Below are 22,882 nucleotides of genomic sequence, written 5' to 3'. Positions count from 1 at the left end.
GGGGGAGCGAGGCGGGGCCTTTGGAGGCCCGGCCCGGAGGGCCGTGCTTGAGGAGTCAAGCGGAGCGCGGGGCGCCGGAGGATGCCGGCCTGGCGGCGCCCGGGGCGGTGGCGATCAGCCGCCGCGCAGCAGCGACAGGACCTGCTGCGGCAGCTGGTTGGCCTGGGCCACCATCGTGTTGCCGGCCTGCTGCAGGATCTGGGCGCGCGAGAGGTTCGCGGTTTCCGCCGCGAAGTCGGCGTCCATGATGCGGCTGCGGGCGGCGGTCTGGTTCTCCACCGAGACCTGCAGGTTCGAGATGATCGCGTCGAAGCGGTTCTGCGAGGCGCCCAGCACCGAGCGCTGGCTCGACACCGTGGTGATCGCGGCGTCGATGTTGTCGATCACCGTCTTCAGGCTGTTCGCGTCCGACGTATCGTCGATCACGCCGCTGGTGACGTTGTTGATCGACGTGTCGTTGGTCATGTTGCTGGTGATCACGTCGACCGAGTCGTTGGTCGTCGTGTTCGCGCCGATCTGGAAGGTCTGCGTGCCGGCGTCGTTGCCCAGGATGGCCTTGCCGTTGAAGGTCGTGCCGCCGATGACGCGGCCGATTTCCGCGCCCAGCTGGGCGTATTCCTTGCCGATCGAGACCAGGTCGGAGGTGGTGTTCGTGGCGTTGCGGGCCTGCACCGCCAGTTCACGCATGCGCTGCAGCGAGTCGCCCACCTTGGACAGCGCGCCTTCGGCGGTCTGCGCCAGCGAGATGCCGTCGTTGGCGTTGCGCACCGCGACGTTCATGCCGCGGACTTGCGCGTTCATGCGCTCGGCGATGGCCAGGCCGGCGGCGTCGTCCTTGGCGGAGTTGACGCGCAGGCCCGAGGACAGGCGCTGCATCGACACCGACAGCGAGGACTGCGATTGCGACAGGTTGCGCTGAGCGTTCAGCGATTGCAGGTTGGTGTTGATGATCTGAGCCATGATCCATTCCTTTCGAAATCAGAGACCTTTGTCGGTCCCGACGGACGGTTGAATAACTGTCCGACTGGGCCGGACTACGCGGCCTGCTGATGTTTGCGGACCCGTTGAAGCAGTTATCGGGACGCCTGGAATGGACTTGAGGCCTTCTTGAAAAGAAAGCCTGCAACGGACGGTGTCGTCCGTGAAGGATTGGCGGGAGCCAATCTTGGAACAGGCCCATCTCCCGATGGGCGCGGAGGATCGTCGGGCATGGCCCGGGCCTGGGGCTCGGGCGGCGGCGACAGGGCGCTCAACTCACTTCGCTCGCCTGGCGGCTCGCTGCGTTCAGACAGAACGCGCCAGTCAGTGCTCGATGTCGCCTGGCCTCGCCCCAGGCCCGGGCCATGCCCGACGATCCTCCGCAGGGGCCGGCGTTGCCGGCCCCTGCAGCGTGTGCTGCCTGCTTCTATCAGCGCAGCAGGGCCAGGACCTGCTGGGGCTGCTGGTTGGCCTGCGCGATCATCGCGTTGCCGGCCTGCTGCAGGATCTGGGCGCGCGACAGGTTCGCGGTTTCCGACGCGAAGTCGGCGTCCATGATCCGGCTGCGGGCAGCGGTCTGGTTCTCGACCGAGACCTGCAGGTTCGACACGATCGCGTCGAAGCGGTTCTGCGAGGCGCCCAGCGTGGAACGCTGCGTCGACACCGTGGTGATGGCCGCGTCGATGTTGTCGATGACGGTCTTCAGGCTGGCGGCGTCCGACGTGTTGTCGATGGTGCCGCCGGTCACGGCGGTGATCGAGGCGTCGCCGGTCAGGTCGGTGGTGACCACGTCGACCGAGTCGTTGGTCGTCGTGTTCGCGCCGATCTGGAAGGTCTGCGTGCCAGCGTTGGCGCCCAGGATGGCCTTGCCGTTGAAGGTCGTGCCACCGAGAACGCGGCTGATTTCAGCGCCCAGCTGCGAGTACTCCTTGCCGATCGAATCCAGGTCGGAGCTGGTGTTCGTGGCATTGCGGGCCTGCACCGCCAGTTCACGCATGCGCTGCAGCGAATCGCCCACCTTGGACAGCGCGCCTTCAGCGGTCTGCGCCAGCGAGATGCCGTCGTTGGCGTTGCGCTGAGCGACGTTCATGCCGCGGACTTGCGCGTTCATGCGCTCGGCGATGGCCAGGCCGGCGGCGTCGTCCTTGGCGGAGTTGACGCGCAGGCCCGAGGACAGGCGCTGCATCGACACGGCCAGCGAGCTTTGGCTGGTGGACGTGTTGCGCTGAGCGTTGAGCGACAGCAGGTTGGTGTTGATGACTTGGGCCATGATTGCTCCTAACAGCTATACATAAATACCGGCAAAAGCGCCGAACCACACATGAGCGCCTGAGTCCTCCGATCCTCCGACCCGCCGTGAGGCGAACCGGCCGAGGATCTCGGATGCTCCTGCTGAACCTGCCGGGCCATCCCCGGTTCGGTCCCAGTCCGACGCTAGTCAACCGTTGCCGTCCTACTCCCTCGTCGAGGTCTGAGGAACCGCTGGCCTTCTAACCGGACCACGTGCTGCTGCTGCTTCGATGCGCCAGCTGGTGTTGCTTGCTGGCTTGTCGCTGCGATCAGCAGACCCGTTGTTTTGGTTGTCGGCACGCGTCCCATAGAACTTGAGGGCAATTTGTCAAGACATCTGATCCGTGGATAAGCAGGCCTTGCAACGCGCTATTCATCGTTTGACTTCGACCCGGACTTGCGTCTGGGCGTCGTCTGGCGACGGACATGTCTGTGTCTACGGCCGGTTCGCGGCGGGATTGAGGGCGAAAGGGGGCGCTTTTCGTGCGCTCGATCACGGGGGTGCCCCCCTAAAGTGGCCACCGGCGCTGCCGACAAGGGCGAGCGCCCCATCCGCCGGGGTCCGGAGGGTGACACCAACGGGTCTCGATCGACGAGCCACAACGACCATGGAGAGGTCTATGCCACTGCAATCGCAAACCGAGGCACGGTCCACCGTGTCGATGATCAATGCCTCGATCGAGGAACAAATTCACGGCGAGCGCCGCATCCGCCAAGGATCGAGCGAAGCGCGCCTGCTGCTGGCGCAAGCCCGCAATGCCGCCTATGCGCAGGCCTCGCAAGGTCGCATCGGCGACGGCGTCTCGCTGCTGTGCGACGCGCTGGAGGTGGAGCCCTCGAGCATCGACCTGCTGAGCGACGTCGGTGCGCTGCTGCTGGCCGCCGGTCAGCTGCGCGACGCCGCGCTGTACGCGCACCGCGCCGTCGAGCTGTCGCCGCAGCACGCGCCCTCGCTGTACACGCTGGGCTTCGCGCTGTCGGGCCTGGGCGAGATCAAGGCCGCGATCGAAGTGCTGAGCATCCTGCACGAGGGCGAAGCCTTCGAGAGCCTGAAGAAGGACTCGCCGGAACTCGTCACCATCGTCGAGACCGAACTGGCGCGCCTGCAGGCCGCCTGACCGCCGGCCGGCCCGCCCGGGCCGCCGCATCGCGGGCCGGAGTTCCGAATGTCGGGGCTCCGCGCCACGCCGGATCGCGGGGTCGATCCCAGAAATCTGTCATCCGTCAGCGGGTCGGCCTGTGTCGCGCGTGAGCGCCACCGCCGGCTCGCCTGACAGGGTGTCCGCCTCGCGGCACCCCCGCCCAAGCCCCTGGCCGCCGGCCTTGCGGCCCCTTCGTCCCGAGCTCCCGCCCCCACGGCGCTGGCAGCGTGTAGGAATCCGTCTGACAAGCCCGTCGGTGGGCTTCGTAGCTTGTATCTGGTGGCAACCTGATGTTGCTGGAGCGGCTGCCTGTTCAGAATTCATTCCATCGCAGCACGCCACCGACCAGGAGCCCCCGAGATGAACACCGAGCAGATCCTCGCCGAGATTCGCGAAGCCAACCTGTCCTACCTGATGCTGGCCCAGAGCCTGATCCGCGCGGACCGCGAACAAGCGCTGTTCCGCCTGGGCATCTCGGAAGAGACCGCGACGCTGCTGAACACGCTGAGCCCGGCGCAGATGATGAAGATGGCCTCCGGCAACACGCTGCTGTGCCGCTTCCGCATGGACGACGACCTGGTGTGGGGCCTGCTGACCTCGCACGGCAAGCCGGCCGCCAACGACAGCGTGTCCCGCCTGCACGCCTCCATCCTGATGGCCGGTCGCCACCAGGAAGCCGCCTGATCCCGCGGGGCTTCAGCCCTGCTCAGGCAACCCGATTGCCGCCCGAGAACACCTCCCTATCAAGAGACGGAGCCGTCATGCGTACCAAGTCCATCCTGACCGAAGCCAAGCAGATCGAACGCGCCGTGACGCTGATCAAGCTGGGCGCCCGCCTGCAGGTGCTGGAGTCGGAGACGGACCTGAGCTACGAGCGCCTGCTGCGCCTGTACAAGGAGGTCTCGGGCAAGAGCCCGTCCAAGGGCCAGCTGCCGTTCTCCACCGACTGGTTCATGACCTGGCAGCCCAACATCCACGCCAGCCTGTTCCTCAACATCCACGAGTACCTGAACAAGGTCGCGGAGATGGACGAGATCGACGTGGTGATCAAGGCCTTCCAGCTGTACGACGAGCAGACCAAGGCGCAGGGCCTGGAGCAGCTGCTGTCGGTGACGCGGGCCTGGCGCCTGGTCAAGTTCGTGGACAACGGCATGCTGACGATGACCAAGTGCAGCAAGTGCGGCGGCCACTTCGTGACGCATCCGCACGAGGTCGCCAAGCATTACGTCTGCGGCCTGTGCAACCCCCCGGCGCGTGCCGGCAAGGGCAAGGCGGCCGGCGGCATCCAGATGCATTGATTCGGCGCGACTCGCGTCGACGTCGAATCTCCGCCCGAATCGCTCCGATTCCTTCTCGAACTCAAGCCTCAATCTCCGATGCGCTGGCGCAGCTGTCTCGTCGTGATCGCCCGCAATGAAGCGGCCACGATCACGAGGCTGCTGGCCAGCGTCCGTCCGTTCGTCGACGACATGCTGGTGATGGACACCGGCTCCGACGACGACACCGCGCGACGGGCCGAGGCCGCTGGCGCGCGCGTGACGCATTTCACGTGGATCAATGACTTCGCCGCCGCGCGCAATGCGGCGCTCGAGGCCGCGGGCGCCGATTGGCATGTCGTCCTCGACGCCGACGAATGGCTGATCGGGGAGGGGAGTGGCGCGGCACTCGACGCGCTGCGCACCACCGCGCCGGACTTCGTCGGCACCATCGCCCTGCAGGACCACTTCGACGGCGGCACCGCGCGGTCGCGCCTGAGCCGCGTGCTGCCTGGCGCCGTCCGCTACACCGGTCGCATCCACGAGCAGCCCGCGCATCGTCTGCCCGTTCGCCCGTTGGCCATCGAGGTCGCGCATGACGGCTACCTGCCCGAGCGGCTTCATGTGAAGCAGGGACGCAACGCGGCGTTGCTCACCGCCGCCCTCCAGGACGATCCGTCCAACCCCTATCTCTGGTACCAGCTCGGCAAGGACCACTCGGTCTATGACCGCTTCGCCGATGCGGAGGCCGCCTTCGCGAAGGCGGTGGAGCGCTTGACTGCGCCGACGTCAGGGGAGCCGGGGGACGCCGGGACGAACGGGATGGTGGCGGAGACCGTGACGTCGGCACCGAAGGACACGGTGCTGCCCCCGTGGTGGTTCGACCTCGTGGCCCGCCGGCTGTTCGGGCTCAAATCGCTGAAGCGCCACGCCGATGGCCTGGTCTTCGCCGAGACCCAGCTGCAGGCCTGCGCGGATTCGCCCGACTTCTTCTTCGCGCTGGGCGATCTGCTGCTGGACTGGGCGGCGGAGCTGCCGGCGCAGGCCGAGGTGCTGATCCCCATGATCGAGGACGCCTGGCGGCGTTGCCTGGAGATCGGCGAGCGGCCGGACCAGTCGGGCGCGGTCGCGGGACGCGGCAGCCACCTCGCGGCGCACAACCTGGCGCTGGTCCTCGAGGCCACGGGTCGCACCGAGGAGGCGGAATCTTTGCGACAGTCAATCCCCCCATGAGTTGTGCGATAGGGCGAAGCCATTCCGTAAATGGAAGAGCCCTCAGTCGCCAGCCTCATAAAGTCGATCGCGATGCAATTCGCATCGACAGGGAGAAATGATGAAACGACTAGCTGCAGAAGCACTGGCATTCTTGATGCTGCCGTTGGCAGCCTCCTTCGCCGGCAATGCCCAGGCCGCGATTGCCGAGGAACTGGGGCTCGGATCGACGCATGCCTGCGCGCGGACGACCGATGGCGCGGCCTTCTGCTGGGGTGCCAATGCCCAAGGGCAATTGGGCAACTCGACGGCGGCCAACAGTTCCCAGCCTGTTGCCGTGACCGGACTGGGGGCGAACGTGACCTCCATTGCGGGTGGCTATCAGCATTCCTGCGCCGCGCTCGCCAATGGCTCGGCGGTTTGCTGGGGGCGGAATGACACCGCCCAACTGGGTGATGGCAGCAAAGTGCAGCGCAATGCGCCGGTCCAGGTCTTCGGACTTTCCAATGTGAGCGCCGTGGCCGCCGGGACTTACCACTCCTGCGCACTGCTGAATACCGGGGCCGTGAAGTGCTGGGGGCAAAACAGCGGCGGGCAACTGGGCGACGCCACCGTGCAATCGCCCCGACTGGTGCCGGTCGACGTGGTGAACCTCTCGGGTGCCGTCGGGATCGCGACGGGCCTGGCGCATACCTGCGCGGTGCTGACCAATGGACAGGTGAAGTGCTGGGGCGTGAATACCGACGGGCAACTGGGCAATGGCACCATCGTCAGTTCCAAAACGCCAGTGGTCGTGGCCAATCTCAATGATGCGGTCGCCGTGGTGGCCGGGCAGTACCACACCTGTGCCAGGACCGCTTCGGGGGGCGCGAAGTGCTGGGGCAACTTCAACTACGGTCAGTTGGGCAATGGCATGACGGGGAGCCCGGCCGCCAAGGTGACGTCGCCCGTCGATGTCACCGGACTAACCTCCGGAGTGGCGTCGATCTATGCGCCGAGCGGTGGTGGCAGCACCTGCGCCGTGATGACCGACGGGGCGGCGAAGTGCTGGGGCTACAACGGATCTGGACAATTGGGCACCGGTGACTACACAAACCGCAGCTATGCGGCCGCCGTGACCGGTGTGAATGGCGTCATCAATCGCTTCGCGATCGGGCCGAGCTCGGCGTGCGCCGCGTCCTCTGTGGATGGACTGGTGTGCTGGGGCTCCAATACGGTTGGCCAGCATGGCGCCGGCAATACAACCAACGTGAATTTCCCTCAGCACGTGATCGGCTTCTGACCTCTGCGTCGACAGAAATGCCGCCTCCAGGCGGCATTTTTTCTTGGGGGAGCTGCCAGGGTCATCAATCGGTCAAATATGCGGTCCGCAATGGCGCTGATCCGGCAGCGTGTAGGAATCTGTCTGACAAACGCGTCGGCGCGCTCCCTAACCTTTACATGGAAGCGACCTGATGTTGGCTTCTTGTCCGGATCCCTACAGTTCGTATCACGCTGAAACGCAACGACAGCAACGAACACCCCGCAGGAGCCGCACGATGAACGCTGACCAAATCCTCGCCGAGATCCGCGAAGCCAATCTGTCCTACCTGATGCTGGCCCAGAGCCTGATCCGCGCGGACCGCGAACAAGCCCTGTTCCGCCTGGGCATCTCGGAGGAGACGGCCACCCTGCTGAACACGCTGAGCGCCGCGCAGATGCTGAAGATCGCCTCGGGCAACACGCTGCTGTGCCGCTTCCGCATGGACGACGACCTGGTGTGGAGCCTGCTGACCTCGCACGGCAAGCCGGCCGCCAACGACAGCGTCTCCCGCCTGCACGCCTCCATCCTGATGGCTGGACGTCATCAGGAAGCCGCCTAAGCTAGAGATCGACGCCGTCCGACCCGACCTGAAGCCGGAGACACCGACATGCGCACCAAGTCCATCCTGACCGAAGCCAAGCAGATCGAGCGCGCCGTGACGCTGATCCACCTGGGCGCGCGCCTGCAGGTGCTGGAATCGGAGACGGACCTGAGCTACGAGCGCCTGCTGCGCCTGTACAAGGAAGTCTCGGGCAAGAGCCCGTCCAAGGGCCAGCTGCCGTTCTCGACGGACTGGTTCATGACCTGGCAGCCCAACATCCACGCCAGCCTGTTCCTCAACATCCACGAGTACCTGAACAAGGTCGCGGAGATGGACGAGATCGACGTGGTGATCAAGGCCTTCCAGCTGTACGACGAGCAGACCAAGGCGCAGGGCCTGGAGCAGCTGCTGTCGGTGACGCGGGCCTGGCGTCTGGTCAAGTTCGTGGACAACGGCATGCTGACGATGACCAAGTGCAGCAAGTGCGGCGGCCATTTCGTGACCCACCCGCACGAGGTCGCCAAGCATTACGTCTGCGGCCTGTGCAACCCTCCGGCACGCGCCGGCAAGGGCAAGGCGGCCGGCGGCATCCAGATGCATTGAGCGGCCGCACCGATGGCCGCCCGACTTCCCCGCGCCGCCGCCGAAGGCGACCCCGCCGCGCCATCCGCGTTGCGCTGGCCGACGCTGGCGCTGCTCAGCTGGGCCGCCTGCTTCGCGGTCTGGCGCCTGCTCGGTCCCGGTTGGCCCGCGGCGCTGGTCGCCTCGGGCCTGGGCCTGCTCTTCGCCTGTCTCCATGCCCAGACCTGGCGCCGGTTGATCGTCGCGGGCGGCTTCCCGCTCGCGCTGCTGGCCACCGGGACGGACCTGCCAGCCTGGATCTGGCTGGTCCCGCTGGCCGTGCTGCTGCTGGCCTATCCGCGCCGCGGCTGGACCGACGCGCCCCTGTTCCCCACTCCCCACGACGCGCTCATGGCCTTGCCCGAGCGTGTGAAGTTGCACGACGGCGCCCGGGTGCTGGACGCCGGCTGCGGGCTGGGCGACGGATTGGTGGCGCTTCGCCGCGCTTATCCGGGCGTGCGGCCGACGGGGATTGAATACAGTGGCTTCCTGTGGCTGCTGGCCCGCCTGCGCTGCCCCTGGGCCGAGATCGCCAGAGGCGATCTGTGGGCCCAGTCCTGGCGCGACGCGGACCTGGTCTACCTGTTCCAGCGCCCCGAGTCGATGCCACGCGCGCTGGACAAGGCGCGCGCGGAGCTGCGTCCGGGCAGCTGGCTGGCGAGCCTGGACTTCCCGCTGCCGGGGCAGCCGGTGTTCGCGCAGCTGGACACGGGCACGCGGCATCAGCTGTATGTCTACCGGGCGCGCGATCTGCAGGGCTGAGCGCCGAGGCGGTCGCCCGGACCCGGCCCCCGCATCGAAGGCGCCTTGCGGGCGAAATCAGTGAACGACGTCCGATCGGCGTCCGCGACAGTCACCGGCCGAGACGAGTCGGGCTCAAGCGGGCGGGAAGCCGGTCGATAAGGGATGAGACGGCCCGTACCGCGAGGGGACGCGGCGGCAACTTCAAGACGGAACGATTTCCATGTTTGTCATCATCGGTTGGGTCCTGGCCCTGGCCTGCATCTTCGGCGTCTTCATCGCGCACGGCGGCAACATCAGCGTCGTGCTGCATGCCTTGCCGTTCGAGATGACGACCATCTTCGGCGCGGCCATCGGCGGCATGCTGGCGACCAATCCGCCCAAGGTCATGAAGGCCACGATGAAGGGCCTGGGCGACTGCTTCAAGGGCAGCAAGTACACCAAGGCCCGCTACATGGAGCTGCTGGCGCTGCTCTACGACATCCTGCAGAAGGCCCGCAAGGAGGGCCTGATGTCCATCGAGAAGGACGTCGAGGACCCGCACAGCTCGCCGCTGTTCCAGAAATATCCGACGGTGGGCAACGACCACCACGTCGCCGAATTCATCACCGACTACCTGCGCATGATGGTCTCGGGCAACCTCAACGCCCACGAGATCGAGTCGCTGATGGACGCCGAGATCGACACGCACCACCACGAGGCCTTCCTCGCCGTGATCGCGCTGCAGCGCCTGGCGGGCGGATTGCCCGCCTTCGGCATCGTGGCCGCGGTGCTGGGCGTGGTGAATACCATGGGCTCGGTGGGCCAGCCCCCCGCGGTGCTGGGCGGGATGATCGGCTCGGCGCTGGTCGGGACCTTCCTGGGCATTCTGCTGGCCTACGCCTTCGCCGAGCCGCTGGCGGGCGCGCTCGAGGCCAAGGTCGACGAGGCCGGCAAGGAGTTGCAGTGCATCAAGACCACGCTGCTGGCCTCGATGCAGGGCTATGCGCCGCAGGTCGCGATCGAATTCGGACGCAAGGTGCTGTATTCGACCGAACGCCCGACCTTCGCCGAGCTGGAAGGGCATGTGAAGAAGAAGTAAGCCTGCCTTGCCGGCAGGGATATTCCTTCCGCTCCATCCCCCGTTTCCACTCGCACGAATCGCACGACCAGGAGTGATCCGACATGGCCGGTGACGCCAAGAAACTCCAGCCCATCATCATCAAGCGCGTCAAGAAGGGCGGCCATGCCGCCCACGGCGGCGCCTGGAAGATCGCCTATGCCGACTTCGTGACGGCGATGATGGCCTTCTTCCTGCTGATGTGGCTGCTGGGCTCCACCACCGAGGGCGACAAGAAGGGCATCGCCGACTATTTCGCCTCTCCGCTGAAGGTGGCGATGTTCGGCGGCTCGGGCTCGGGCGACGCTTCGCACATCATCAAGGGCGGCGGTCAGGACCTGACGCGCCAGACCGGTCAGGTGAAGGCGGGCGACGTCGAATCCCCCCGCAAGACCATCAATCTGAAGGCGCTGAAGGAAGAGCAGCGGCGCGCGGAGCGCGTGCGCCTCCAGCAATTGAAGGAAAAGGTCGAGAAGAGCATCGCCGACAACCCCAAATTAGCGGCATTAGGTGGGCAAATCCGGCTCGACATGACTCGCGAGGGCTTGCGCATCCAAATCGTGGACGAGAATAATCGTCCGATGTTTGACAGTGGCAGCGCGGTGGTGAAACCGTATATGCGCGAGCTGTTGCAGGAACTGGGCGGCGTGCTGTCCGAGGTGCCCAACCGGCTGACGCTGGAAGGTCATACGGATGCGCAACCCTTTTCTGCGGGCGAGCGTGGCTACAGCAACTGGGAACTGTCGGCGGACCGTGCCAACGCCTCGCGACGCGAGCTGGTGGCGGGCGGTCTGCCGGATGCCCGGGTGCTCCGCGTGCAGGGTCTGGCGTCGAGCAAGCTGCTCGAACCCAAAGACCCCAACGCCCAGATCAATCGCCGCATCAGCATCATCGTGATGAATCGCGATGCCGAGGATGCGGTGCTGAAGAACCTGCCCGACGAGGACGACGAACCGGCGGACGCGGCGGCCAGTGCGCCGCAGCCCTCAAGTTCAGCGCCCGCGAGCCGATAAGGCTCCGGATGCGCCCGACTCCGAGTCCCCGTCGGACAGGAACACCGCAAAAGAATCGACTAGCCGTCGTTAGCCCTCCAGTCCCCCCAGAGGAACGCCATGAGCACTGACATGAAATTCTTGATCGTCGACGACTTCTCGACCATGCGCCGGATCGTGCGCGGTCTGCTGAAGGAGATCGGCTACAACAACGCCGAAGAGGCGGAAGATGGCGTCGAGGCCCTCAGCATGCTGAAACAGGCGAAGTTCGACTTCGTGGTCAGCGACATCAACATGCCCAACATGAACGGCTTCGAGCTGCTCAAGGCGATCAAGGAAGACGCGACCCTGAAGCACCTCCCCGTGCTGATGGTGACGGCCGAGGCCCGCAAGGAGGACATCGTCCTGGCGGCGCAGAGCGGTGCGGCGGGCTACATCGTCAAGCCGTTCACCAAGGCGACTCTGGAAGAAAAAGTCCAGAAGATCATGCAAAAGCTGGCCGCTGCGGCCTGATGCTGGGGAGTCCACCATGCAGATGGAAGAGCTGGCCAAACTGACCTCGCAGACCAACGAGCCCCTGATGGTCTCGCCCGAGGTGTTCCAACAGATCGGCACGATCACGCGCGTGCTGCACGACACGATGCAGCAGCTGGGCGTCATGCCCAAGCTGCAGGTCGCCACGGACGGGCTGCCCGACGCGCGCAGCCGCCTGACCTACATCGCCAACAAGACCGCCGACGCCGCCAACAAGGTGCTGAACTCGGTCGACCAGGCCAAGGCCGAGCACGCCAAGATCACCGAGGCCGCCAACGCGATGGCCCAGGCGATCACGGCCGACCCGGTGCGCGCCGTGGCCTCGGGCGCGGTGCTGAACTTCGTCAAGGAAGTCGAGAGCTCGACCTCCAAGATCGACACCCACCTGACCGACATCATGCTGTCGCAGGACTTCCACGACCTGACCGGCCAGGTCGTCGCCAAGGTGGTGACGCTGGCCAACGACCTGGAAGACTCGCTGGTGAAGCTGCTGGTCTCGGTGGTCCCGCCGGAACAGCGCGAGAAGGTCGACCCGAGCATCCTGCAAGGGCCGGTCGTCAGCCACGAAGGCCGCACCGACGTGGTGGCCAACCAGTCGGAAGTGGACGATCTGCTGGCCTCGCTGGGCTTCTGAGCCCGCGTCGGCCGCACCGCGATCGCTTGTCGATCGCCCCCCGAAACCCGCGCCTCGGCGCGGGTTTCCGCTTTCTGGCGTCCGCCTGCCGGAACCGGGCGGGCAGGGCGGTGAAGACCGCCGGATTTCCGCCCCTTATCGGACCAAGGCCCGGGGCGCTCCGGCCGAACAATGGCGGCACCACGGCATAGAGCCGTGACCCGCTCATGGCCGATCAAGACGCACAAGACCGCAACTTACCCGCCTCGCAGAAAAAGATCGAAAGATCGCGCAAGGAAGGTCAGCTGCCCCGCTCCCGGGACCTGCCGCATTTCGCGGTGATGGTCACGGGCGGCGCCTTGCTCGCGTCCTCGGCGCCGTACGCCGTCGAGAAGCTGCAGCGCATGCTCGAGGGCTCGCTGCGCTTCGATGCCGAGCAACTGCGCACGGCCGGCATGATGACCGAGCGCCTGTCGGTGCTCACCTGGCAGGGCGCGATGCTGGCGCTGCCGGCGATGCTGATCCTGGCGGCCGCGGCCATCGCCGCGCACCTGGCCGGCGGCGGCTGGAACTTCACGATGAAGCCGCTGGCGCCCAAGTTCTCCAACCTGAATCCGCTGACCGGCTTCGGCCGGCTGTTCCAGTGGCAGCACCTGATGCAAGCCCTGAAGGCGGTGTTGCTGGCCCTGGTGCTGGGCATCGTCGGTGCGCTGGCGCTCAAGGACCGCGTGGCCGGTTTCGTCGGGATCATGTCGGTGCCGCTGCCCGCGGCGCTGGCCTTCGCCGGCAAGCAGCTGATGGGCGGGCTGGCGCTGCTGGGCCTGGCGCTGGCGCTGTTCGCCGCGATCGACGTGCCGCTGCAGCGCTTCCAGTACCTGAAGCGCCTGCGCATGTCCCGCGAGGAAGCCAAGAACGAGCTCAAGGAAGCCGAAGGCAACCTGGAGATGAAGCACAAGATGCGCGCCCGGGCGCGGGAGATCGTCAAGCGTCGCATGATGGCCGCGGTTCCCAAGGCCGACCTGGTCGTGATGAACCCGACCCACTACGCGGTCGCCATCGCCTACGACGAGACCAAGATGGGCGCGCCGCGCGTGGTGGCCAAGGGCATGGACCTGCTGGCCTTCAAGATCCGCGACCTGGCCAAGGAGAACAAGGTCCCGGTGCTGCAGGCGCCGGCCCTGGCCCGTGCCCTGTACGCCCACGCCGAGCTGGACCGCGAGATCCCCGGCGCGCTGTTCGGCGCGGTGGCGCAGGTGCTGGCCTACGTGTACCAGCTCAAGGCCGCGATGAAGGGGCAGGGCATGGCGCCGCAGGCGGTGCCGAACCCGCCGGTGCCCGACGAGCTCGATCCGCACAAGAAGCCGGGCTGGACGCCGCCGGCCGACGAGATGGACGACGCCTTCCCCGAGGGCACGCCGGCCTGATCCCGGGGTGAACACGGCCCGATGCCGGACGCGACGCCGCCCCAGGGCGGGCGACGTGCCCGGCGGCCTCGGGCTCGGGGCCGATTTCAGGGGGGATTCCCCCGCTTATCCCGCTAAAGCGAAAGACCGTCCCGCCGAACAATGGCGGGGCCCGACGGCGGTGTCGGGCGTTTGAACACGAAGGCAGACCCGATGAACGAGCTGATGGCCCGTTTGCAAAACCTGATCGGTCCCCGCGCTGCGATCCTGCAGGCGCTGGGGGCCCCCATCGCCATCATGATGGTGCTGGCGATGATGGTGCTGCCGCTGCCGCCGTTCGCGCTCGACCTGTTCTTCACCTTCAACATCGCCATGTCCATCATGGTGATGATGGTGGCCTCCCAGATGGTCAAGCCGCTGGACTTCGCCGCCTTCCCCACCGTCCTGCTGATCACCACGCTGCTGCGCCTGTCGCTGAACGTCGCCTCCACCCGCGTGGTGCTGCTGGAGGGCCACACCGGCTCCGGCGCGGCCGGCCAGGTGATCGAATCCTTCGGCCACTTCCTGATCGGGGGCAACTTCGCCGTGGGCCTGATCGTGTTCGCGATCCTGGTGGTCATCAACTTCATCGTGGTGACCAAGGGCGCGGAGCGCATCGCCGAAGTCGGCGCGCGCTTCACCCTGGACGCGATGCCCGGCAAGCAGATGGCGATCGACGCCGACCTGTCCGCCGGCCTGATCGACGAGAAGGAAGCCAAGCGCCGCCGCGCCGAGCTCGGCGACGAGGCGGACTTCTTCGGCTCCATGGACGGTGCGTCCAAGTTCGTCCGCGGCGATGCCATCGCGGGCATGCTGATCCTGTTCATCAACATCGTCGGCGGCTTCATCATCGGCGTGGCCCAGCACGGCCTGAGCGCCGGCCAGGCGGCCGACAGCTACATCCTGCTGGCCGTCGGCGACGCGCTGGTCGCGCAGATCCCGGCGCTGCTGATCTCGGTCTCCTCGGCGCTGGTCGTGTCGCGCGTGGGCAAGGACAAGGACGTCGGCCAGATGATCGGCGCCCAGGTGTTCGGCTCGACCAAGGCCGTCGCCATCACCGCCGGCGTGGTCTTCATCCTGGGCCTGATCCCGGGCATGCCGCACCTGGTCTTCCTGCTGATCGCCGGTGGCCTGGGCTATCTGGCGTACTGGATGCGCACGAAGGAAGAAGCCAAGAAGCTGGCCGAATCCCGCGCCAAGCCCGCCGCCGCCGCGGCCGGCGTGCCCAACCCGGATGCCGAGGCCTCCTGGGACGACCTGGTCCCCGTGGACACCCTGGGCCTGGAAGTGGGCTACCGCCTGATCACGCTGGTGGACAAGTCGCGCGAAGGCGACCTGCTGAGCCGCATCAAGGGCGTGCGCCGCAAGTTCGCCCAGGAGATCGGCTTCCTGCCGCCGTCCGTCCACATCCGCGACAACCTGGAGCTGCGCCCCAGCCAGTACCGCGTCACGCTGCGCGGCGCGGTCATCGGCGAGGCCGAGGCTTACCCGGGCATGTGGCTGGCGATCAACCCCGGTCACGCGACGCAGAAGCTGATCGGGACGCCCACCACGGATCCCGCCTTCGGATTGCCCTCGGTCTGGATCGAGGAGCGACAACGGGAAATGGCGCAAATGGCGGGCTTTACCGTCGTTGATTGCGCGACCGTGGTGGCCACGCATCTTTCACACTTGCTGCAAGTTCACGCGGCCCGATTGTTGGGCCGGGTGGAAACCCAGCAGCTGGTGGATCACCTCACCAAGCAAGCGCCTCAGCTCATCGAAGACGTGATTCCGAAGATGGTCAATGTCGCCACCCTGCAACGAGTCCTCCAGTTCCTGCTGGAAGAGGGCGTGCACATCCGCGACATGCGTTCCATCGTCGAAAGCCTGGCGGAGAACGCCACGCAGACGTCCGATCCGGCCGAGCTGGCCCGTCGCATCCGCATCCACATCGCCCCGGCGATCGTGCAGCAGATCTACGGTCCGGCCAAGGAACTGGACGTCATCGCCCTCGAGCCCGAACTGGAGCGTCTGGTCACGCAAGCCCTGAACTCGCCGCACGGTGCGGCGCTGGATCCCGGTGTTGCGGACACGCTTGCGCGGAGTGCCGCCCAGACCGCCCAGTCCCAGGAGGACCGGGGTCTGCCCGCCTGCCTGCTGGTGCCCGATCTCATCCGTGCCCCTCTGGCCCGACTGCTCAAGCGCGCCGCGCCGCGGCTGAAGGTCCTGGGACACAGCGAGATCCCTGAAACGCACACGATCCGCATCGGCTCCATCATCGGAGGCACGGCATGAACGTCAAACGCTTTACCGCCCGCAACACCCGCGAAGCCATGGCCCTGGTCCGCCAGGCCTTCGGCGACGACGCGGTCGTGCTCTCGAACAAGTCGTGCCCCGAAGGCGTCGAGGTGCTGGCCATGGCGCCCGAAGGCATGTCGCAGATCGAGCGCGTGGCGGCATCCGCCCCCCGTGCCGCCGCGCCGCGCCAGCCGGCTCCCCAGCAGCGCCAGGCCGCGCCGCAGCGCCCCGATCCGCAACCGCGTCAGGCGCTCAAGCAGCGTCTGTCCGGCGCGCCGGCCGGCCGCGATGGTCGTGACGCACGCGAACCCGGCTTCGGCGCCTCGGTGGGCGACGACGTCAACGCGATGGCCATGAGCACGCTGTCCTTCCAGGACTACGTGCGCGAGCGCATGCTCAAGCGTCGCGCCGCCGAGATCAACGGCCAGCCCGATCCGATGATGGACGAGCCGGTCGCCGCCTCGCAGTCGCGCCAGATGGCCGAGTCGGTCGCCTCGATGGCCGCGCAGCGCGACCAGCGCGCGCGTTCGGCGATGCAGACCCTCGGCGCCCGCCGCGTCGACGACCAAGGCTACGAACAACAGCCCGCGCCGGCCGCCGCGCCGCGCGTGGTGCCCCCGGTGCTGCGCGACGAGATCCGCGTGCAGCCCTCGCAGGACCTGAGCGGCATCGCCGCCGGCTTCGGCGGCTCGCATCCGCTGAACGACATGCCGGCATCGACCCGCCGCGAGCAGGAAATGATGACCGAGCTGCGCGCCATGAAGGGCATGATCGAAGAGCGCTTCGGCGCCCTGGCCTTCATGGAGAAGCTGCAGCGCCAGCCGGCGCAGGCGCGCCTGACCCAGAAGCTGCTGGATGCCGGTTTCTCGCCGGCCCTGGTGCGCAAGCTGGTCGAGGGCCTGCCCGCGACCATGACCGAGGAATCGGAATCCCACACCTGGGCCTCCGGCGTGCTGGCGCGCAACGTGCAGACCGCCGAGCAACTGCCCCCGCTGGAAGACCAGGGCGGCGTGTTCGCGATGATCGGCTCGACCGGCGTGGGCAAGACCACGACGACGGCCAAGATCGCCGCGGCCTTCGCCACCAAGTACGGCGCCAGCCAGCTGGGCCTGATCACGCTGGACGCCTACCGGATCGGCGCTCACGAGCAGCTGCGCGCCTACGGCCGCATCCTTGGCGTGCCGGTGCACACGGCGCATGACCGCGCCTCGCTGGAAGATCTGCTGGACCTGCTGTCGAGCAAGAAGATGGTGCTGATCGACACGGCCGGCACGGCCCAGCGCGACAGCCGCACCGCCGAGCTGCTGGACATGCTGGCGCACAGGAACATCAAGCGGATCCTGGTCGTCAACGCGGCGCAGCAGGGCGAGACCATCGAGGACGTGGTCGGCGCCTGGCGCGGCGCCGAGGCACAGGGCGTCATCCTGTCCAAACTGGACGAGGCGGTGAAGCTGGCCCCGGCGCTGGACACGGTGATCCGCCACAAGCTGCGCGTGCTGGGTGTGACCAACGGTCAGCGCGTGCCGGAAGACTGGCATCGCCTGTCGGCCCAGGCGCTGGTGCAGCGCGCGCTGCGCAGCCACGGTCAGACCGCCTGGCGCATGGATTCGGCCGACGTGAACCTGATCTTCGCGGCCGGCTCGGTCGGCGCGACGCCCGGTGTATCGCCGATGGGCCTGAACTGAGCGGGCGATCCGCAAGACCGGCGCACTCGGTGGCGCCTTTGCCTCGACTGACCGGATGGTCAGTCAGCGGTCCGAGTTGCCCAAACAGGGCGGAGGTTCTAGAAACAAGGAAGGGCATGGCCCTTCCTTTTTCGTTTCCGGGGACGGAAACCGCGGGGAGGGCGCTGCCGGAAGCGGGTGGCGGTCCGGGTCGGACCCGCCCCGGACCGGTCGAGAAAAGCGGGGTGTTTCCCCCTTTCAATTCCGCGTCACGGGGAGGGCCTCGGGGCGAAACTTCCGGTAACGGCTCCAGTGGTGCAGTCTCTGCGGACTGGAGTGAACTCGAAAGAAGACAAGAGCAGCCCATGCGCGACTTCAGCAATGCTCCCAAGGACCAGGCCGACGGCCTGCGACGCCTGTTCGCCACGGCGCGCGTGCGCGTGGTGCCGGTGGTGAGCAACCCGCATGTGGTGGGCAGCGGCACGCTGCTCGAAGGCCTGTGCGCCGCGTTCGGCGAGCTGGGCCTGCACACGCTGGTGGTGGACGCCGGCGAGCAAGCCGCGGCGGCCTCGGATCTGGCGGCGGTCGACCTGGCCGCGTGCGTGGAGCCGTTGTCGGCCAAGGTGTCCTTCCTGGCCGCGCGCGGCCTGCCGCTGCGCTACATCAACGCGAACGGCTCGGCCGCGCAGTTCCTCGAGGCCGTCACCGACGCCGCCCCCTTCGCCGACGTCGTGCTGCTGCACGCCAGCGCGGCGGAGCTGAGCCGGGTGCTGGTCTCGCGCGAGGTGCGTCCGGTGCTGCTGGCCGACACCGACGTGCAGAGCGTGACCCACGCCTACGCCGGCATGAAGTGGCTGACGCAGCGCGCTGGCCTGATGGTCTACAGCCTGCTGCTGGCCTGCAACCCGCAGCTGCGCCTGGCCGAGCGGATCGCCCAGCAGCTGTCGAGCTGCGGCGACGGTTTCCTCGGCGCGGTGCTGCGCGAGTGGGCCTGCATGGATCCTCGCCAGCCGGTGAGCGCGCCCCTGACGCACGAGCTGCGTCACATGGCGCGTGAACTGCTGCTGGCGTCGGTGCCTGGCGCGGCGCTGGACAGCGCCGCCGATGCCATGCCCCTGCGGCCGCGGCCGATGTGGCAACCCAAGGCAGGTCGCGCCCAGCCGGGTGCGACACTGGCTGCGCATTGACCTCGGATGGGAGACGAGAAGATGTACACCGCCAAGGGTCAACTCGACAACAACTCGCTGATTCGGCAGTACAGCCCGCTGGTGCGGCGTCTCGCGCACCAGATGATCGCCAAGTTGCCGGCCAACGTCGAACTGGATGACCTGATCCAGGTCGGCCTGATCGGCCTGACGGACGCGCTGTCGCGCTTCGACACGGCGCAGGGCGTGCAGTTCGAGACCTTCGCGACGCAGCGCATCCGTGGCGCCATGCTGGACGAGCTGCGTGGTAGCGACTGGATGAGCCGCGGCTCGCGTCGCCAGCAGCGCTCGATCGAGACGGCGGTGCACAAGCTGGAGCAGAAGCTCGGCCGCGCCCCCCAGGAATCCGAGATCGCCGCCGAGATGGGCATCCCGCTGGCCGAGTACCAGGAGATGCTGGGCAAGGTGCGCGGCACGCAGCTGGTCTATCTGGAGGACATCTCCGGGGACGACGACAGCGACGACTTCCTGGACCGTCACGTCAGCGACGAGGCCTCGGACCCGATGGCCATGCTGCGGGACCACCGCATGCGTTCGGCGCTGGTGGAGGCGATCAAGAACCTGCCCGAGCGCGAGGGCTACGTCATGTCGATGTACTACGAGCACGACATGAACCTCAAGGAAATCGCCGCGGTGTTGAAGGTGACCGAATCGCGGGTGTGCCAGCTGCACAGCCAAGCGATTGCCCGGTTGCGCGTGAAGCTGCGCGACTGGTAAAAGAGGCCGAACCGGCCGCATGCCCCTTGTGGTCGAAGACCCAAAGGGAGACGGCCGATGTGGGACTCATGGCGCGGGCGCGCCGGGAAGGCGGCGCCTGACGCGTCGACGGACGACACGGGACTCGTGAGCGCGTCGTCGGCGAACGGCAAGACGTCCACGGTGGTGCGGCAGCTGTCGAGCGGTGTCTCGAAGCTGGGCCGCGATGCCGCCGAAGTGCGTGGTCTGCTGGAGGACACGCAGAAGGTCGTGCTCTCGCAGGCGCAGGCGATGCAGGCGCTGGGCGGCGAGCTCGAGCAGGTCCGCCATGCGCAGGACGGCATCAATCAATCGACCGAACTGACCCGCGAGGCGGTGGAGCGCGCGCGCACGGCGCTGGCCGGCGTCGGCCAGGAGGTCGGCGGGATCGTGTCGACACTGCGGCAGGTCTCGGACGCCGCCTCCGACATCACGCGCATCGCGTTGCAGACCCGGCTGGTCGCGTTCAACGCCTCCGTCGAGGCCAAGCGCGCCGGCGAGGCGGGCCGTGGGTTCGGCGTCGTCGCCGACGCGGTCAAGGATCTGGCCGCTCAGGTGGAGGCCTCCTCGAAGGCCATCATGGGCACGGTCGGGACGCTGGACTCCCGCATCGAGAACTTCAGCCGCGAGCTGCGTGCCGACGGGGCCGGCGGGGCCGGGCAGAGCGCCATCCACCAGGCCTTCGCCGATGTGGAGGTGGACGTCGACAAGATCGCGCAATCGGCGCGGGAGAGCCAGTCCACCACGCAGCAACTGGCGGTGCGCTCGGGTGAGCTGGGGGTCGAGATCCAGCAGGCGATGCGCAAGCTGGAGGCGGCGTTCGCCTGCAGCGACCGCTTCCTGCGGTTGTCCGAGCAGATGATCGAGCAGATCGCCTCGAGCGGCATCGAGGTCGAGGACTCGCCCTACATCCAGGCGGTGCAGGGCGCGGCGGCGGAGATTTCCGCGCTGCTGGAGCGCGCGCTGAAGGATGGCCGGATCGATGCGTCCGCGCTCTTCGACGAGCATTACCAGCCGATGGCCGGGACCGATCCGCAACAGGTCACGACCCGCTTCACGGCGCTGGCGGACCAGTTGTTCCCGGAGGTGCAGGAGCGGATGCTGAGCTTCTCGGACAAGGTGGTGTTCTGCATCGCCGTGGACCGGAACGGCTACGTGGCGACGCACAACAAGCGCTACTGCCAGCCGCAGCGGTCCGGGGACACGGCATGGAACACGGCGAACAGCCGGTATCGGCGGATCTTCAACGACCGGACCGGGTTGGCCTCGGCGCGCAACCAGCGGCCCTTCCTGCTCCAGACCTACCGCCGTGACATGGGCGGCGGGAACTTCGTGCTGCTCAAGGAGGCGTCCGCGCCCGTCACCGTGGCCGGGAGGCATTGGGGTGGGGTGAGGTTGGCGTTCGGGTTCTAGGAACTCGTACCGTTGTCGTACCGTTCCAGAACGAAATACTGATTCCAGTCGGTCGACTACTGGTTGATCTGGTGAATCCCCGATTCCCTACAGATTCCAGTCATGGTGAGGGCGGATGAATCTGTCGATGATTCATTCCAGATGCTCTAAATCATCTGATCAAAGAGCGGGTGGCCGCCCGCTGTGCGGTGTCATCAACCCTCCCCGAGGAATCAACAAATGTCTACGGTCTCCACCCTAGCTGACGTCACCGACGCCGCCCATCGCTTCTCCGCCAAACTCGCCGGGATGGACGCCAAGTCCACCACGGCATTCGGCGGAATCCCACCCCGCAATCCTCCCGTCGACGCCTGCACGGCGCAAGCGGAACCCCCTCGCATCCCCATCCTCGACCGCTGCCCGCTGATGAACGAAACCAGGGTCTCGCTGGAGCTGATCAGCGAACTGAACAACATCCCCGGCCGCTACGAACCCACCCGGCCGCAGGTCGTGGGCTCCCGGTGCTTCCTGCTGAATCCGGGGCTGACGACGCGCGCGGCGCTCTACAGCCTGCGAGATCGGCTCACGCAGGTGACCGCGATCCTCAAGGAATCGCAGGTCCCGTTGGGCACGGCCAATACGGACAGCGGGAACGTCAAGATGGCCTCGGCCGATCTCCTGCACGAGGCCAACTGCCTGCTGTCCACGATCGAGATTGCCGTCTTCGAGGAGCACGACTTCCAGACCCGCCAAGCCCGCCGACTGTCCTGATGTCTCGACTCCCCCATACCCCGGAAAGAGGGCAGGGCTCAAGCAGTAGACAGCCAAGTCGGAGAAAGAAAACGAGCGCCTTTGTGGCGCTCGTTTCGTTTGATGGACCGCAGCATCTTTAGGGCGCCTTTAATAACCAATCCAAGGAAGCTGGAATCGCAGGGTCTTGCTAAGGCGTTCGTGTTTTTCGAACGAATATGGCAGCGAGGGAGTCCACACGAGCGTGGCTCGGAGATCCCGTTCGAAAGTCAATCACTGGAGTGGTTGAGAAAATGACTGGAACGAGTCGTTGAAGAGTTTGGGGCGGGCTCTTAAGCTTTGGCCATCAACTCGTCACTTGCGGTCGCCACCTGCCAAGGCACAGGAGCGGTTGCCAGACTTCCCGAAGAAGTCACTTTCAGATTTGTCCCACGGGGCAGGTCGTGGTGCCATTCATGAGGGGCTCTGAATGATTGAGATCTTGTTGAAGTCAGGCCTGGAAAATTGCATCTTCCTGCTTCCTGGGCTGATCAGCGTGGCGTTTTTCAACGTCATCCTATGCAAAGGCCAGGATCTCGACGGGTTGCGAGTGGTTCTGGCGGTGACGGTGTCGTTTGTCGTCTGGTTTGGTCTGCGCGATCTTCAGAGTAATTTCGGCGCATGGATTCTGGTCATGCGGATCTTGGTCGGTGCGTTGCTCGGCACGGTCGCGGGGTGGGTGTTTCGACTCAAGAGGGATTGGCGACGTCGGGTTCGAGGGGTTCCAGGCAAGCGGGTTTCCAGTGCGCTCGCTTGGTTCGATGCTTTCCGAGGCGAGCAGTCGCATGTGCTGCTCCATATGAAGGACGGTCGGAAGATATTCGGTTGGCCCGAGGGGTGGCCACAAGATCCGGCGGTCGGTCACTTCCTGTTGATTCATCCGCTCGTTCAGGCGAATGGGCGATTCCACAAACTCCGCCCTGACGGCGCCGCGGTCCTGCTACCCGCGGCGGATGTGTCATGGGTGCAATTCTTGGACGCCCTGCAAGCGGAGTCCCATGTTCAGAAGGCTTCCGTGAGCGGGCGGTGATGGAAATTCAATCTGAGTGTTTT

At 66.6% G+C, this 22,882-nt stretch carries 22 protein-coding genes; 20 read left to right on the top strand and 2 right to left on the bottom strand.

The window, feature by feature from the left end; genetic code table 11:
- Positions 1–114: 114 nt before the first annotated feature.
- Together MCHT01_RS20805 and MCHT01_RS20800 are read right to left on the bottom strand one after the other, a co-directional pair.
- Entirely contained in the window at positions 115–960 is an 846-nt protein-coding gene (locus tag MCHT01_RS20805) for a flagellin N-terminal helical domain-containing protein (RefSeq protein WP_067068231.1), read from the bottom strand.
- A gap of 448 nt (positions 961–1,408) precedes the next feature.
- Entirely contained in the window at positions 1,409–2,248 is an 840-nt protein-coding gene (locus tag MCHT01_RS20800; RefSeq protein WP_067068228.1) for a flagellin N-terminal helical domain-containing protein, read from the bottom strand.
- A gap of 640 nt (positions 2,249–2,888) precedes the next feature.
- On the opposite strand from MCHT01_RS20800, the gene MCHT01_RS20795 reads away from it, so the two are divergent.
- The 20 genes from MCHT01_RS20795 (at position 2,889) to MCHT01_RS20700 (ending at position 22,859) form a co-directional block, all read left to right on the top strand.
- Positions 2,889–3,386: a tetratricopeptide repeat protein gene (locus tag MCHT01_RS20795; RefSeq protein ID WP_067068226.1), complete on the top strand. Its 498-nt coding sequence runs from the start codon at positions 2,889–2,891 to the stop codon at positions 3,384–3,386.
- Between the two features lie 384 nt (positions 3,387–3,770).
- The gene (flhD, locus tag MCHT01_RS20790; RefSeq protein ID WP_067068224.1) at positions 3,771–4,094 is read left to right on the top strand and encodes a flagellar transcriptional regulator FlhD; all 324 of its coding nucleotides are present in this window, start codon (positions 3,771–3,773) and stop codon (positions 4,092–4,094) included.
- A gap of 77 nt (positions 4,095–4,171) precedes the next feature.
- Complete coding sequence (gene flhC, locus MCHT01_RS20785; protein ID WP_067068221.1) at positions 4,172–4,708, top strand: flagellar transcriptional regulator FlhC; 537 nt, start codon at positions 4,172–4,174, stop codon at positions 4,706–4,708.
- 78 nt (positions 4,709–4,786) lie between these two features.
- The gene (locus MCHT01_RS20780; RefSeq protein ID WP_067068219.1) at positions 4,787–5,899 is read left to right on the top strand and encodes a glycosyltransferase; all 1,113 of its coding nucleotides are present in this window, start codon (positions 4,787–4,789) and stop codon (positions 5,897–5,899) included.
- 100 nt (positions 5,900–5,999) lie between these two features.
- On the top strand, positions 6,000–7,160 hold the full coding sequence (locus MCHT01_RS25805; protein ID WP_169806180.1) for an RCC1 domain-containing protein: 1,161 nt from the start codon (positions 6,000–6,002) through the stop codon (positions 7,158–7,160).
- 256 nt (positions 7,161–7,416) lie between these two features.
- Positions 7,417–7,740, top strand: coding sequence for a flagellar transcriptional regulator FlhD (gene flhD, locus MCHT01_RS20770; protein ID WP_067068214.1), 324 nt, complete (start codon positions 7,417–7,419; stop codon positions 7,738–7,740).
- 48 nt (positions 7,741–7,788) lie between these two features.
- Entirely contained in the window at positions 7,789–8,325 is a 537-nt protein-coding gene (flhC, locus tag MCHT01_RS20765) for a flagellar transcriptional regulator FlhC (RefSeq protein WP_067068212.1), read from the top strand.
- A gap of 12 nt (positions 8,326–8,337) precedes the next feature.
- Entirely contained in the window at positions 8,338–9,105 is a 768-nt protein-coding gene (locus MCHT01_RS20760; RefSeq protein ID WP_067068210.1) for a class I SAM-dependent methyltransferase, read from the top strand.
- Positions 9,106–9,307: 202 nt separating this feature from the next.
- Positions 9,308–10,165: a flagellar motor stator protein MotA gene (gene motA, locus MCHT01_RS20755; RefSeq protein WP_067068208.1), complete on the top strand. Its 858-nt coding sequence runs from the start codon at positions 9,308–9,310 to the stop codon at positions 10,163–10,165.
- A gap of 83 nt (positions 10,166–10,248) precedes the next feature.
- Positions 10,249–11,196 carry a flagellar motor protein MotB gene (gene motB / locus MCHT01_RS20750; RefSeq protein WP_067068205.1) on the top strand — a complete coding sequence of 316 codons (948 nt, stop codon included), beginning with the start codon at positions 10,249–10,251 and terminating at the stop codon, positions 11,194–11,196.
- A 99-nt stretch (positions 11,197–11,295) separates the two neighbouring features.
- Positions 11,296–11,688 (top strand): chemotaxis response regulator CheY, encoded by a 393-nt coding sequence (gene cheY, locus MCHT01_RS20745; protein WP_067068202.1) that lies wholly within the window; start codon positions 11,296–11,298, stop codon positions 11,686–11,688.
- Positions 11,689–11,704: 16 nt separating this feature from the next.
- On the top strand, positions 11,705–12,343 hold the full coding sequence (locus MCHT01_RS20740) for a protein phosphatase CheZ (RefSeq protein WP_245643487.1): 639 nt from the start codon (positions 11,705–11,707) through the stop codon (positions 12,341–12,343).
- Positions 12,344–12,549: 206 nt separating this feature from the next.
- Positions 12,550–13,746 carry an EscU/YscU/HrcU family type III secretion system export apparatus switch protein gene (locus tag MCHT01_RS20735; protein ID WP_067068200.1) on the top strand — a complete coding sequence of 399 codons (1,197 nt, stop codon included), beginning with the start codon at positions 12,550–12,552 and terminating at the stop codon, positions 13,744–13,746.
- A 192-nt stretch (positions 13,747–13,938) separates the two neighbouring features.
- Positions 13,939–16,041 (top strand): flagellar biosynthesis protein FlhA, encoded by a 2,103-nt coding sequence (gene flhA, locus MCHT01_RS20730; protein ID WP_067068198.1) that lies wholly within the window; start codon positions 13,939–13,941, stop codon positions 16,039–16,041.
- On the top strand, positions 16,038–17,729 hold the full coding sequence (flhF, locus tag MCHT01_RS20725; RefSeq protein ID WP_067068195.1) for a flagellar biosynthesis GTPase FlhF: 1,692 nt from the start codon (positions 16,038–16,040) through the stop codon (positions 17,727–17,729). Before flhA ends, flhF begins: the two co-directional genes overlap by 4 nt.
- A 344-nt stretch (positions 17,730–18,073) precedes the next feature.
- Entirely contained in the window at positions 18,074–18,895 is an 822-nt protein-coding gene (locus tag MCHT01_RS20720; protein ID WP_148661645.1) for a MinD/ParA family ATP-binding protein, read from the top strand.
- A gap of 21 nt (positions 18,896–18,916) precedes the next feature.
- Positions 18,917–19,630: an RNA polymerase sigma factor FliA gene (locus MCHT01_RS20715; protein WP_067068193.1), complete on the top strand. Its 714-nt coding sequence runs from the start codon at positions 18,917–18,919 to the stop codon at positions 19,628–19,630.
- 57 nt (positions 19,631–19,687) lie between these two features.
- Positions 19,688–21,061: a methyl-accepting chemotaxis protein gene (locus MCHT01_RS20710; protein WP_067068191.1), complete on the top strand. Its 1,374-nt coding sequence runs from the start codon at positions 19,688–19,690 to the stop codon at positions 21,059–21,061.
- 405 nt (positions 21,062–21,466) lie between these two features.
- Positions 21,467–21,811, top strand: coding sequence for a hypothetical protein (locus tag MCHT01_RS20705; RefSeq protein ID WP_148661644.1), 345 nt, complete (start codon positions 21,467–21,469; stop codon positions 21,809–21,811).
- A gap of 448 nt (positions 21,812–22,259) precedes the next feature.
- Positions 22,260–22,859 carry a DUF6338 family protein gene (locus MCHT01_RS20700; protein ID WP_067068185.1) on the top strand — a complete coding sequence of 200 codons (600 nt, stop codon included), beginning with the start codon at positions 22,260–22,262 and terminating at the stop codon, positions 22,857–22,859.
- Positions 22,860–22,882 lie beyond the last annotated feature (23 nt).

This window comes from Mitsuaria chitosanitabida ATCC BAA-476 = NBRC 102408 (assembly GCF_001598255.1).
GTDB classification, from domain to species: Bacteria; Pseudomonadota; Gammaproteobacteria; order Burkholderiales; family Burkholderiaceae_C; genus Roseateles; species Roseateles chitosanitabidus.
This window is presented reverse-complemented; position numbering and strand designations above follow the sequence as displayed.